Here is a 12,228-nt window from a genome sequence, read left to right as displayed (position 1 = left end):
TAGGCCGATCCTTATTTGTGAGACCGGTCTCAATCAAAGACTATGATGATCTTGACTGCACGTCAACTCATCTGTAGGCATTTAAATTATGGAAAAAAAGAATCTGCATTCTTCATCAGTAACCGTGGCCGATGTTGCCCGGCATGCGAACGTGTCAAAGTCAACTGCGGCACGTGTCCTCGGGGGCTATGGCGTAACGAGCGAAAAAGTGCGCGAACGCGTGCAGGCTTCGGCTAAAGCTCTGAAATATCGGCCCAATGAGTTGGCCAGATCGATGACGACCGGAAAGTCGAAAACAATCGGCGTTGTTGTTGGGGATATTGAGAACTCATTCTTTGGTATTGCTGTGCGCAGCATCACCGATGTGGCCAATGCCCATGGGTTCAATGTGATTCTGGCCAATTCCGACGAAAATTTCGATGTGGAACGTGAAGCTGTGAATGTTCTGGTGGGAAAACAGGTCGACGGTTTGATCGTTACACCCGCCAGCCGCTATGAAATCGGCCATCTGGAAAATCTCAAATCAGAGAATTGCAAGGTCGTGCTTTTCGACCGTGAGATTCCCAGTCTGGATATGGATACGGTGGTCAGTGATGATCAGGAAGCTGCCGCTGCCGTGACCAAACAGCTTCTGGATGCAGGGCACTGCCGTCTGGCCTTTGTGACTGCGACAGAGGAAAAAGACAGCGATGCAGACGGTGCCTTGCATATTCCCACCTCATCGGTCGGGCGTCGTATTGAGGGCTTCCTCACCGCTTGCAATGAGGGCGGCATTGCCAGAGAAGATAGCCTGATTGTGCTCAATTCCGATCCCAAGGCGGGGCTCGGGGTGTCAATCAGCAGAATGCTGGATCAGTCCAACCGGCCCACGGCCATTCTGGCCTCCGATAGTCATGTTGCGCTAGAGATCTTCAAACAGGCTCAGGAGCGCAATATCGAGATGCCGAGCCAGCTGTCCCTGATCGCATTCCACAATGCCGATTGGACCGAGGTCACGCGTCCTGCCATTACGGTGGTGGATCAGCCCGTTGCGCAAATGGGCCGCTGGAGTGCAGAGCAGTTGATCAAGCGGATAGAAGGCTGCACTGAGCCTGCCTTGCGGCATGTCATGAAAATGAAGGTGATCAACCGACAGTCGGTTGTGCCTCCGGCCTGATGGAAGGGGAGAGGCGGCCCGGCATGTGCGGCTTTAACACCACATGCAGGGGATAGCATGCCTTTTCGGGAGAAAATGCCGGACCGATGCGTTGCCCCGCCATTTGAGACGGGGTGTTTTTTCAAGAAACCTTGTAGGGATAGCCGAAAGCTCCGAAGCGGGTGCATGTGTCGGCTGCAAAACTGGCTGCATCATCAAGAGATTGCTCAACGCTATGCCCCATCAGAATGCCGCTTATATAGGCCGCGATAAAGGAATCGCCAGCGCCAAGGGTATCGGTGACTTCAACCGGCTTGATGCCCTGACGATAGCGTTTACCATCTACGCTCCAGAAGGCGCCATCCGAACCACGTGTCACACCCACGGTCGAGACGCCCAGCCCTGAGACGGTGTCGATAAGATCATCAATGCCCTTGTCATCCAGCTCCGAGCCGGAAAAGAAGGCCATGGTGATATATGGGACAACGCTCTTCACATAATCGATATCGAGAAAAGAGGAAAAGTCGAAGGAAACGGTGTTCGCTCTTTCGCGGATCTTGGGCAGTTCATTTTCCAGATAGCTGAAAACCGAAGTATGGACACAGCCATACTCTTCGACAGCCGCAAGGTCTTCCTCTTCCATGCGCAGCGCTAGACGACGCTGGATGCCGCCCTTGTTCGAGCCCAGAAACACCCGGTCGCCCTTGTCATCAAGATGAACAACCGCCTTGCCATTTTCGCCGCACGCCTTACGCAGGCGTTCTATCCAAATGTCTTCAGCGGCAAGGCTCTTGGCGACATGCTCGCCTTCCACATCATTGCCGACAAGCCCGATATATCCAGCTTTCTGGAGGCCAAACCGTTTGGCCAGCACAGCAACATTAAGCGCATTCCCACCGGGGAAGAATTCATTGCGGTCTTTATAGAAGTCGACGACGTTGTCGCCGATGCCCAGAAGGGAAGCTTTATTTTCTGAGAGTGTCATTGAGGGGCTTTCAAATTCGGTCTTGTCTTTAGAATTGCTTGCTTTGAGCAAGAAAGTAAAGAACGGGCAGGAGACCAGAGGGGAAAGCCCCCCACCCGAAGGAGATTAATATTCCATGCGCCACATATAGCGGCGAACGGTGAGCGGATGGCCGCGGCTGTCGCTGAGTTCGACGGCATAAACGCGCAGAACCAGATTGAACATGATCGGTGTCAGATATTCGGCGGCTTCTCCGGCGATGGCTTCAAGGCCGAAATCTTCCGCGTCGAGAACCGTCAGGCGTTTGGAATATTTCTCAGCGAAAGCCAACGCGCGTTCATCCATTTTGCGCGCATTGCCAAGGCCCTTGAGAATGATAATCGGCGTGTCGAAATCGGTGATTTCAAACGGGCCGTGGAAATATTCACCCGAATGGATGCAAGCCGAATGCACCCACTGCATTTCCTGTAGCAGGCAGATGGCGAAGGCATAGGCGGTAGAATGGTTGGAGCCCGAAGCCATGGTATAGATGACCGGTTCGCGCTTGTGGGATTCCCCAAACTCGGACGCCGCGGCGGCGTATTTTTCCTTCAGCTTTTCGCCCATGTCATGCAGAGCGGGCACAGCCTTGCTGACCAGCGCATATTTGCTGTTGCCTTCCAGCTTGTCGAGAATGCCGAAGACCAACAGCAGCAGCATCACCGAATTGTGCTTGCTGGTTACCGCCAGCGGGTCCCATTCATAAAAGACGGTGTTCTCGGTTGCCTTGTCCAGAGGCGAGTCTGCCAGATTGGTCAGCGAGATGGTCAGCGCGCCAGCCTTGCGGGCATATTCGGTGGCTGCGACGGTTTCTGGCGTGTTACCGGAATGGGAGCAGGTGATGACCAGCGAGTCCTTGCCAAGGCGCACAGGCGCCCGCGAAAGGAACTCGGCAGAGCTATAGCCATAAGAGGCGATGGATTTGGCCTCGCGGTCAACGACATACTGGCCTTCCTGCAAAAGAGCATAGGACCCGCCACATGCTACAAAATAGATTTCACGGATGGTGCCGCGCGCAGCAACCGCAGCGATCGCTTCTTCCAGACCGTAGTTCTTGACTTGATCGTTCATACCGAAATCCTTAGTGACATTATATGATGTCTTGTAACTAATCTGCTATTGAGACCGGTGTCAATATTACAAAACCGGCATTTTTTGGCAAGAAGAAAGAAAATTTCATTCACTTGTTAGAAATGGCTCACATGCGGATCACGCTGCCGGGTTCATGCGTCGGGGGCCTGACGCGGGGCACGGGAAGGGAGCTTGACCGCAGCCAACGGGAGATTTGAGCCTACGGATTGCGCTACGGGCAAAAAGAAAGGGGCACAAGGCCCCTTGAGTTTCTGCTATCAGAAGGGCGGGGCGACTGCCTGCTCTTCTTGTGGATCATTGGCCCGAATAACATGGAAGCGGGCCATAGGTTATGTGGCTATTGGGTCAGAACCGTCTGCATGCGTTCAAGGCCATCAAGCAATTGAGCGCGCGGACAGGCCATGTTGAGCCGGATGTAGCCTTCTCCTGCTGCGCCATAGAGGGTGCCACTGTTGACCAACAGGTGGCCCTCCGTGGCGAGTCGTGCCTCGATAGCGTCGGAGGAAAGGGAAAGCGCACGGCAGTCGATCCAGGCCAGATAGGTGGCCTCCTGTTGTGTCAGGCGTAAGGTCGGCATATTGCTTGCGATGAAGTCCGAAACGGTCTGGTAATTTGCCTGCAGGTAGCCTCGCAATTCATCAAGCCAGCTGCCGCCTTCACGATAGGCAGCGATCAGGGCAGCTACGCCGAAGGGATTGACGTCGCAAACCTCGTGAATATTGATCGCCTTGCCGATGCGGCTGCGCAGCTCTTCATCTGTCACAACAATATTGGCGATCTGCAACCCGGCAATATTGAAGGCCTTGCTGGGCGAAATGCATGTCACAGATGCTGCCAGGAATTCCTGCTTGATGGTGGCGAAGGGGTGGTGCGTATGGCCGGGGAAGGTCAGATCGCAGTGGATCTCGTCACTTACCACGGTTACGCCATGCCGTAAGCAAATGTCTCCGATGCGGCTGAGTTCCTCCGCGCGCCAACTGCGCCCCACCGGATTATGTGGATTGCATAAAAGCATCACATGCACATCCGGTTCGGCGGCCTTGGCTTCCAGATCCTCAAAGTCGATGCCATAGTGTCCGTCTTCACCTGCAATGAGGACATTTTCCAAAGGAATGCAGCCCATATTGGCGATGGAAGAGTAAAAGCAGTTATAGACCGGCGTCTGGATCAGTACGCGTTCGCCCGGTCGCGTCAGGGCCTTGAGGATCGCCGAGATGGCCGGAACCACACCCGATGTGTAGATCACCCAGTCACGCTCGATCTGGAACCCGTGACGGTTGGCAAACCAGGAGCCCAGAGCCTCATAATAGGCATCGGGCACCTTGGTATAACCGAATACCCCGTGGGCGACGCGGTCGGAAAGCGCTTCGATGATGGCTGGTGCCGTGCGGAAGTCCATATCCGCTACCCACATGGGTAGGCTTTGGGGATCATCCGAGCTGTCCCACTTGTAAGATCCGCTGCCGCGTCTGGGAATGATGACATCAAATTGCGAGGTCATGGCTTACGCTACATCCTGAAGCTCGGTTTCGATGGTGCAGGCCCCCGGAGTGATGCAATTCTCGTCGATGATGATCTCACCGATGCTGCGCGCCTTGATGCTACCACCCTTGGGATTCTTGATGCTGATGATATCGGTCTTGATGTCGGCCTTGAGCGTGGCATATTCAAAGCATAGATCCGTGTCTTCCATACGGCAATTTTCCATCACCAGATCCTGCGCATAGCAAAGCGGTTGCTCGCCACGAATGGTGCAATTGACCAGACGCAGATTTTTCGAGTGCCAGCCGAGATATTCCCCTTCGATTACACTGTCATAGACCGTCACATTTTCTGCGCCCCAGAACGCATCCTTGGAGGCAAGATGGGAATTGCGGATAGTGACATTCTTGGCGTCCTGAAAGGAATAATTGCCTTGCAACGTCATGGCGTCGATCTTGATCTCTTCGCAATTCATGAAGACATAGTCCGCACCCTTCAGCGTCACATTGTCGAGGGTGATGTGATCGCAGGTCCAAAGCGTTTCTCCGGCATTGGGGAAACAGGTGTTTTCGATGGTGAGATGGGAGACCCGGCGGAACATTTTGGGCGCTTCAATGGTGCAGTTGCGCATGGTCAGGTCCTGTGTGTACCAGATGGCCGCGCGGGCATAAACGGTAAACAGGCTATCCTCGATCAACACCCGTTCGCTATGCCAGAGAGGATATTTGCCCATGAAGTCGCACCCGCGGATCACGATGTCATGGCTATGCTTGAGGGGAGATTCTCCAGGGTAGAAGCGGACATGGTCGAGTTCGGTTTCGCCAAGGGCATAAAGGGGGCGTTCGCCCTCATAGAAACGGTCTTCAATTCTGTTTTTTGTCGTGATCTTGCTTGTCATTACGGATCTGGTTTCTTGTTTGCGACTGAAGCTGCAATTGACAAAGGAAGCCTTGCGGGGTGCTTGGCCGGGCCAGTTGCTCGGTGTCTATGCTTGGGTGGTCCTCATTGACCGCTCCGCTTCAGCGCCTGGGTCCAAGGGTTGGTATGCTGCGAATTTAGGACAGATCCGAATGCCCGTGTAGGTGTCTGGAAGAACAACCAAATATGAATGCAGTTCATCAATCTTTTGTGATCTGCCTCATCGAACTGCCCATCTATAGATGGCCCGCAGGCGCTCGTGCGAAGGGTGGGGAAGGGCTGAATATAAAGACACCGCAAAGGCCGTGCCAATGCGGTGTCTTAAAAGCGGATTGCTCAGCAATAGCGCACCCGGGGAAGCGCCAGCCGAAAAGCTTTAGTTAGCTGCTTCAGGATTATACTGGTCATCGGTCACGGCATCCATCCAGTTGACATTCTTGCCTTCCTCGAATTGCTGGATGGCATAATGGGTCACGGAACTGGAATCGGTCGCTCCATGCCAGTGTTTGACATCCGGTGGGCACCAGATAACGTCACCGGCTTCCATCACAAGGCGTTCTTTGCCTTCTTCCTGAACCCAGCCACGGCCTTCGGTGACAACAAGCATCTGGCCTGCTGGATGGGTGTGCCAGTTGGAACGTGCATTTGGCAGGAAGGTTACCTTGCCTGCATTGACGACGAACGGGTCTTCGTTGCTAAAAATCATTTCAACATAAGCCGTGCCGGTGAAATTCTCTTCCGGAGCAATCATGCCCTTGCGGTCGCTACCGGAGAATTTCTCCATGCCTTGGGCGAACGCGCCGGTGCTGAGCAAAAGGGCTGTGAGGGTAATGGCTGTTTTCTTGAACATAGGGTGGTCTCCTTGTTGGTGATAATGCGCCAGCAAGGCGATCTTCTCGTCGCCGTTGTCTGAGGCCAGGCCTCCGACGGCGGATGGATGCTCTGCCCAAGCACTCTTCCGTCGTCAGACAACTGGTGTGGCTTTCACGCCAGCTGCCCTTAGAAGATAGGAGCAAGCACCTCTTGAATTAATGACCCACACTTTGCTAACTCCCATGATCAAATTTCATGAATGAAGCCTTAATCATGAGTTCGGTAACGTAATTGTGAACAGCCTCCTTTTCTAAGAGGCGGTCTGGCCAAGCAGACAAAGAAAAACCCCGAGGCCTTGAAAAGGCATCAGGGCTAGACTGCTTGGCCTGTTTTCCTGTCTCGCCCTCTGTTGCCTTCAGGCAAGAGCAGGGAGAAAATCTTATTCAGGCTGAACCGTCGGGCGGAACAGAATTTCGCTGACATCGACATTGGCTGGCTGCGAAATGGCGAAGGAAACCATGTCGGCCATGGTGCTGGCCGGAACGCCGATTTCGCCCACGATATCACGCACGGCATCTCCAAGACCCGGCTCGGAAATATGCTGTGTCAGTTCGGTGTTAACGGCACCTGGAGAAATCACCGTTACGCGGATGTCATACGGTTTGACTTCCTTGCGCAGGCTTTCGGAAAGCGAACGCACGGCGTGCTTGGTGGCACAATAGACTGCACCATTGGCCACACTGATATGGCCATAAACGGAAGACACGTTGATCACCTGACCGGATTTCTGCTCCTTGAAATAGGGCAGGGCGGCCGCGATACCATAAAGGGTGCCCTTCAGGTTCACGTCGATCATCTGGTCCCATTCGTCGATCTTCTGGCTCTCCAGCGGAGAAAGCGGCATCAGGCCGGCATTGTTGAAGATGACGTCGATCTTGCCATAGGTCTTGACGGCTGTGTCGACCAGATTCTTCACATCATCCAGCTTGGTCACGTCGGTGGCAACAGCGGTTGCGCTGCCGCCTGCGTCGGTGATATCGGCAACCAGCTTTTCAAGGCGATCGGCGCGGCGTGCGCCCACAACAACCTTGGCACCTTGCGCCGCAAGGGATTTTGCCGTGGCTTCGCCCATGCCACTGGACGCGCCTGTGATGACGATAACTTTGTCTTTGATACGCTCTGTCATTTGTCTTCCCTCCTTGTTGATCCGTTAGCCGGCGATTTCCAGACGGGCCTTGAAGGTGCCGTTCTTGAGCAGCAGGTTCATGCTGCCGTCAATCTTGCCCAGACGCACCAATCCGCTGGCACTGGGGAAAGATTTATAAAAAATCGCCAGATTGCCCCATGGGGCATAGTAGGTGATATCGCCGATGGATGCCGCATAGCTGCGCGGCGCTCCGTCCGTGCTCAGCTTTCCGGGCAGGTCGGCTACTTTTTCGGTGCGACTATAATCGCTCAGCGACAGCTCGAGCGGCATCATCGCTGCAAAATCACGTCCTGAGGGCGTGTCATCCAGAACAGCTGTTACAGTTTCAGCGCCAACCGTGATAAGGATTTTTGTTCCTGCTTTGGTGGACATGACGTGCTTCTTTCTTTCAATTGAGGCGCTCAAGGGGAGGCGGACAAATGATCCGGCCAGATTGATTGCCCTTGGGCGTGGTCTTGGTCTGAGGATAGTATAAGCGCTTAGGCCTTCATGACTAAGAGGGGATGATTGATAGCATTCATGAACGAGGATCATTGATTGTCTGAAATCTCAGAATAATCCGTTCGATGCTATCGCTCGGCCCGCCTGACAGGTGTCAGGCGCTTGCTGTCTCTTTTCATTAGTCTTATGAATTCAATTCATCATAGAATTCCATTATACTGCATTATACGGTGATATGAAGCTGGTAGATTCATAAGAAGGCCAAAATGGTTGCCGACTTTCCTCCCAAGCCAGTCTTCTGACGGCACCATGGGCAAACTGCCTTTCACAAGGGATATTTCACGATGCCAGAAACGGGCGATTTCAGTAGCCAACGCGATCTATCGCTGTTGCTTAGAGAAAATATCAATGATCTGATTGCCCTGATGGCAGTCGCCGAAGAGCGCAGCTTCACGCGCGCAGCCGCTCGCCTCAATGTGTCTCAATCAGCACTGAGCCATACCATCAAAGCACTTGAAAAACGTCTCGGCCTGCGTCTTCTAACCAGAACCACCCGTTCCGTGGCGCCCACAATCGAGGGCGAAGATCTGCTGGCGACCCTGTCTCCGGCTCTTGAAACCATCGAAGAGCGGCTGGTCGCGCTGACGGAAAACCAGTCCACGCCAACGGGAACCGTGCGGATCGTCGCCACGGACTATACCATCGAGACATTGCTCTGGCCCAAGATCGCGCCGGTCATCAAAAACTATCCTGCCGTTCGGGTCGAATTCGTCAATGACTATGGTTACACCGATCTGGCCTCTGCCCAGTGTGATGCAGGGGTGCGCTATGGCGATCAGGTCAGTGATGGCATGATTTCCATGCGCATCGGCCCTGATGAGCGCATGGTCTGCATCGGCACGCCGGGCTATTTCGCCGAGCATGGAGAGCCTGAAACCCCTAACGATCTCAGCGAGCATGAATGCATCAATTTGCGTCTGTCGACCCATGGAGCGCTCTATGCGTGGGAATTTGAAGACAAGGACAAGCGGGAGATCCGTGTCAAGGTAACCGGGCAGCTCTGTTTTGACACTATCATGACGATCTACCGCGCTGTGCTTGACGGGCACGGGCTGGCTCTGGTGCCCGAAAGGCTGGTCGAGAAGGATCTTGCCGAGGGGCGTCTCAAGATGTGCCTTGGAGACTATTCGCCCTATTTCGATGGATTCCATCTTTATTACCCCAGCCGCCTGAGAACTTCATCGGCCTTTCAGGTGGTCCTTGATGCCTTGCGGGAAAGGGGTTGATGAAAAGCGTTTCAGCGATTGATCAATCTCTCTCATGACTGTCTTTGGCGATGAGGCTATTAATTTCATGGCTTTCTGAACCAGATCTAACGGGTAACTTCAATCACCTTTGTCAGATCCCAAGGAGATATTTCCATGAAGACAGTCAAGACCATGCTAGCCGCCTCAGCCCTCGCTTTGATGTCCGGCGGCGCATTGGCCGAAGATGCAGCCAAGACCATTCCCGGTGCTGTTGCCCGAGTTTCGCCCGCACTGCAGTCCTATGCCATGGACGATCTCGTCGGCAAAGTTTGGCAGGATGAGGTTCTCTCTGCCCGTGACCGCTCGCTGGTGACCTTCGCTGCTCTGCTCACCCGTCATGAAACCGAAGGGTTGGACAAATTTATCGAGCTGGCTCTGGATTCCGGTGTGAAGCCGCTCGAGATTTCCGAAACCATCACCCATCTTGCTTTCTATACCGGATGGGGCAATGCCACTGCCGCCGCTCAAGCCGCTGCCCCGGTTTTCGAGGCTCGCGGCATTTCGGTCGACGATCTGGCTCCGGTTGATCCCGAGCTGTTGCCGCTGGATGAAGAGGCGGAAGCCAACCGTCAGAATTTTGTCTCCAGCACCTATGGCAATGTCAGCCCCGGTGTCGTTCGTGATACAGAACAGCTCCTGTTCCTTGACCTCTGGCTCCGCCCGGGCCTTGAGCCACGTGACCGCAGCCTGATCACCGTGGCAGCTCTTATTGCAGCTGGCCAGCCTGAACAGATGACTTTCCATCTTAACAAAGCAATGGATAATGGCCTCTCAAAGGATGAGGCCGGCGCGGTTCTTTCCCATCTCGCCTTCTATGCGGGTTGGCCGAAAGTCTTCTCCGCAATGCCTGTCGCCAAGGATGTATTTGAGTCCCGCGCAGACTAAACTGGAAAGACCGGCAAAGGGTGGAGGCACTCCTGCCCTTTGCTGATCGTCTGATCCAAGAGAAAGGATGGCAATAGTGTCAGCTTCTCAGCGTGAAAGGAGAGCCATAAAATGAAAATTGCCATCGTGGGGACGGGCAATATGGGCGAAGCCCTCGGACGCATCTGGGCGCAATGCGGCCATCAGGTTGCCTTCTCCTTTAGCCGGGATGAGCAAAAGCTGCAAAAACTGGCCCAGGAACTGAACGCCAGTTGGGGGGCTGTGACAAATATTGTTCAAGAAGCGGAACTTGTTCTGCTGGCTGTGCATTGGTCTCATATAGAAGATGTTTTGGCAAAAGCAGGGGCTCTGGAAGGCAAGATTGTCCTCAACTGCTGCGTACCACTCGACCAAGACAATGAAAATCTGGTGTTGGGCACAACGACGTCTGGCGCGGAACAACTTGCCGCAGCCCGTCCGAAAGCCCGATGGGTTTCAGCCTTCAACACAAGCCCATCAGAGAGCCTGCCGGTGGTCTTTGCAAAGCGTGAAGAGGGCAAACGGCCCCAGCACATGCTGTATGGCGACGATGCTGGTGCCAAGCAAATCGCCAGGCAGCTGATCTTGGAGGTCGGCTTTGATCCGGTTGATCTTGGGGGACTGAAGAATGGGCGCTTTGTTGAGCCCTTCGCTATGGTGACCGCCGTTTTGGCTTATGAGCATCCGGGCGGAGAAGCTTTTACCTATCATTTCGAAAAGCTGCAGCCGTGAGCCTGCATGCTTTTCCTTTTTGACATTGAAATACAGATATTGAAACACAAGGAAAGGATAAAGCTATGAAAGTTATTCGTGGCGGTAGTGCCCCATCATTTGCTGGGCCTGAAGATTGGTTCACCGGAACGGTTCGCGTCGATCCGCTTTTTCAGGCGGAAGAGCCGGGCCGCACGGGTGGTTCTCATGTAACCTTCGAGCCGGGCGCTCGTACCGCATGGCACACCCATCCGGCAGGTCAGACCATTATCATCACCTTCGGTCGTGGGCGCGTTCAGCGCGAAGGCGGCGAAATCGAAGAAGTGACGCAGGGCGATGTCGTCTGGTTCCCTGCTGGCGAAAAGCACTGGCACGGGGCCTCTCCGGAAACCGCCATGAGCCATATTGCCGTTCAGGAAAGCATTGATGGCAGCCCGGTTACATGGATGGAAAAAGTCTCTGATAAAGACTATGAGGGCAAGTGAGCCCACCGCTCTTTCGTGTCTGGTGACAGGATCGCTCTGACGCAATGATGGCAAGACGCGCTTGGCCGGTCGCTTGGAAAAGCACCGGCCAATGCATTTGGAGCAAGGCTGTTCGGTGAAGCCCGGAAGGAGGGCTTAGTCATCCAGCATGTCGCCATGGCGGAAAACAAAATCACGGTCTTCTGCGCTGGCATGGCAGGATTCACAACGCTGCAAATCTTCCGACAGGTTTGGCTGGCCATCGGGCCAATAGACACCGAAGCGCCAGCCGCCCGAAAGCGATTGGCTTTCCCATTCGGCGCGCTTTTCCATCACCAGAATGCGATAAAGAGACCCTTCGCGAAAATCTTCCATGGTGACGACTGTGCCTTCTGGAAAGGGCTCTCCGGCGTTGGCTGCATCTATTGCCTCTTGCGCGGTGAACAGCTCCTCGGTGATGCCTCCTCGCTTGAAGGTCGAGAAATGAATTCCACTCTTATAATCCGGAGGCAGGGCGACATGGTCAGATGCGGCTGACTGGGCAAGGAGTGGTGTGCTCATCGTCAATCCGATGAACAGGGCTGCTACAGGATATACTTTCAATGGTCCCTCGTTGGTTCGGCTTTGAGCAAGCTTTGGCTTGGGCAATTGAAAAGCAACCCGCCGCAAAGAGTAAGAGGGACAGACTAAAAGCAATAATGACCAAGGTTCATGAAAGTTTGGCAATGTTTCGGCTATGGACGCAAAGATAA

The 12,228-nt window shown here is 54.1% G+C and carries 13 protein-coding genes; 5 read left to right on the top strand and 8 right to left on the bottom strand.

What is annotated here, in order from left to right; all coding sequences use genetic code 11:
• Positions 1–88: 88 nt before the first annotated feature.
• Positions 89–1,156, top strand: coding sequence for a LacI family DNA-binding transcriptional regulator (locus tag ACKPCT_RS12580; protein ID WP_319569373.1), 1,068 nt, complete (start codon positions 89–91; stop codon positions 1,154–1,156).
• A 121-nt stretch (positions 1,157–1,277) separates the two neighbouring features.
• On the opposite strand, the gene ACKPCT_RS12575 is transcribed toward ACKPCT_RS12580, so the two are convergent.
• The 7 genes from ACKPCT_RS12575 to ACKPCT_RS12545 all read right to left on the bottom strand — a co-directional run bounded on the left by ACKPCT_RS12575 (position 1,278) and on the right by ACKPCT_RS12545 (position 8,022).
• A complete protein-coding gene (locus tag ACKPCT_RS12575) occupies positions 1,278–2,120 on the bottom strand; it encodes a PfkB family carbohydrate kinase (RefSeq protein ID WP_319569372.1) in 843 nt (280 codons plus the stop codon).
• A gap of 105 nt (positions 2,121–2,225) precedes the next feature.
• On the bottom strand, positions 2,226–3,209 hold the full coding sequence (locus tag ACKPCT_RS12570) for an SIS domain-containing protein (RefSeq protein WP_090071156.1): 984 nt from the start codon (positions 3,207–3,209) through the stop codon (positions 2,226–2,228).
• A 358-nt stretch (positions 3,210–3,567) separates the two neighbouring features.
• On the bottom strand, positions 3,568–4,731 hold the full coding sequence (locus tag ACKPCT_RS12565) for a MalY/PatB family protein (RefSeq protein WP_319569371.1): 1,164 nt from the start codon (positions 4,729–4,731) through the stop codon (positions 3,568–3,570).
• Positions 4,732–4,734: 3 nt separating this feature from the next.
• Positions 4,735–5,610 carry a DUF3737 family protein gene (locus ACKPCT_RS12560; RefSeq protein ID WP_319569370.1) on the bottom strand — a complete coding sequence of 292 codons (876 nt, stop codon included), beginning with the start codon at positions 5,608–5,610 and terminating at the stop codon, positions 4,735–4,737.
• Positions 5,611–6,006: 396 nt separating this feature from the next.
• Complete coding sequence (locus ACKPCT_RS12555) at positions 6,007–6,480, bottom strand: (R)-mandelonitrile lyase (protein WP_319569369.1); 474 nt, start codon at positions 6,478–6,480, stop codon at positions 6,007–6,009.
• Between the two features lie 402 nt (positions 6,481–6,882).
• Positions 6,883–7,629, bottom strand: a complete 747-nt coding sequence (locus tag ACKPCT_RS12550; RefSeq protein ID WP_319569368.1) for an SDR family oxidoreductase — start codon at positions 7,627–7,629, stop codon at positions 6,883–6,885.
• Between the two features lie 24 nt (positions 7,630–7,653).
• A complete protein-coding gene (locus ACKPCT_RS12545) occupies positions 7,654–8,022 on the bottom strand; it encodes a cyclophilin-like fold protein (RefSeq protein ID WP_090071147.1) in 369 nt (122 codons plus the stop codon).
• A 458-nt stretch (positions 8,023–8,480) separates the two neighbouring features.
• On the opposite strand from ACKPCT_RS12545, the gene ACKPCT_RS12540 reads away from it, so the two are divergent.
• From ACKPCT_RS12540 to ACKPCT_RS12525, 4 genes are all read left to right on the top strand, one after another.
• Positions 8,481–9,377, top strand: a complete 897-nt coding sequence (locus ACKPCT_RS12540; protein ID WP_090071333.1) for a LysR family transcriptional regulator — start codon at positions 8,481–8,483, stop codon at positions 9,375–9,377.
• Between the two features lie 135 nt (positions 9,378–9,512).
• On the top strand, positions 9,513–10,283 hold the full coding sequence (locus tag ACKPCT_RS12535) for a carboxymuconolactone decarboxylase family protein (protein WP_090071144.1): 771 nt from the start codon (positions 9,513–9,515) through the stop codon (positions 10,281–10,283).
• A gap of 111 nt (positions 10,284–10,394) precedes the next feature.
• Positions 10,395–11,033 (top strand): NADPH-dependent F420 reductase, encoded by a 639-nt coding sequence (locus ACKPCT_RS12530; protein ID WP_319569367.1) that lies wholly within the window; start codon positions 10,395–10,397, stop codon positions 11,031–11,033.
• Between the two features lie 65 nt (positions 11,034–11,098).
• On the top strand, positions 11,099–11,497 hold the full coding sequence (locus ACKPCT_RS12525; protein WP_090071140.1) for a (R)-mandelonitrile lyase: 399 nt from the start codon (positions 11,099–11,101) through the stop codon (positions 11,495–11,497).
• A 135-nt stretch (positions 11,498–11,632) separates the two neighbouring features.
• Here ACKPCT_RS12525 and ACKPCT_RS12520 read toward each other — a convergent pair whose 3' ends face one another.
• A complete protein-coding gene (locus tag ACKPCT_RS12520) occupies positions 11,633–12,079 on the bottom strand; it encodes a cytochrome P460 family protein (RefSeq protein ID WP_319569366.1) in 447 nt (148 codons plus the stop codon).
• Positions 12,080–12,228: the final 149 nt, after the last annotated feature.

It is taken from the genome of Cohaesibacter marisflavi, from assembly GCF_963665895.2.
Classification (GTDB): domain Bacteria; phylum Pseudomonadota; class Alphaproteobacteria; order Rhizobiales; family Cohaesibacteraceae; genus Cohaesibacter; species Cohaesibacter marisflavi.
Note: the sequence above shows the minus strand (reverse complement) of the source record. Positions and strands in the feature narration are given on the sequence as shown.

Excerpts from the sequence above, each read along its gene's own strand:
- ACKPCT_RS12560 (WP_319569370.1), bottom strand. The coding sequence starts at position 5,610 with ATGACAAGCAAGATCACGACAAAAAACAGAATTGAAGACCGTTTCTAT.
- ACKPCT_RS12545 (WP_090071147.1), bottom strand. The coding sequence starts at position 8,022 with ATGTCCACCAAAGCAGGAACAAAAATCCTTATCACGGTTGGCGCTGAA.
- ACKPCT_RS12565 (WP_319569371.1), bottom strand. The coding sequence starts at position 4,731 with ATGACCTCGCAATTTGATGTCATCATTCCCAGACGCGGCAGCGGATCT.
- ACKPCT_RS12575 (WP_319569372.1), bottom strand. The coding sequence starts at position 2,120 with ATGACACTCTCAGAAAATAAAGCTTCCCTTCTGGGCATCGGCGACAAC.
- ACKPCT_RS12570 (WP_090071156.1), bottom strand. The coding sequence starts at position 3,209 with ATGAACGATCAAGTCAAGAACTACGGTCTGGAAGAAGCGATCGCTGCG.
- ACKPCT_RS12580 (WP_319569373.1), top strand. The coding sequence starts at position 89 with ATGGAAAAAAAGAATCTGCATTCTTCATCAGTAACCGTGGCCGATGTT.
- ACKPCT_RS12550 (WP_319569368.1), bottom strand. The coding sequence starts at position 7,629 with ATGACAGAGCGTATCAAAGACAAAGTTATCGTCATCACAGGCGCGTCC.
- ACKPCT_RS12525 (WP_090071140.1), top strand. The coding sequence starts at position 11,099 with ATGAAAGTTATTCGTGGCGGTAGTGCCCCATCATTTGCTGGGCCTGAA.
- ACKPCT_RS12535 (WP_090071144.1), top strand. The coding sequence starts at position 9,513 with ATGAAGACAGTCAAGACCATGCTAGCCGCCTCAGCCCTCGCTTTGATG.
- ACKPCT_RS12530 (WP_319569367.1), top strand. The coding sequence starts at position 10,395 with ATGAAAATTGCCATCGTGGGGACGGGCAATATGGGCGAAGCCCTCGGA.
- ACKPCT_RS12555 (WP_319569369.1), bottom strand. The coding sequence starts at position 6,480 with ATGTTCAAGAAAACAGCCATTACCCTCACAGCCCTTTTGCTCAGCACC.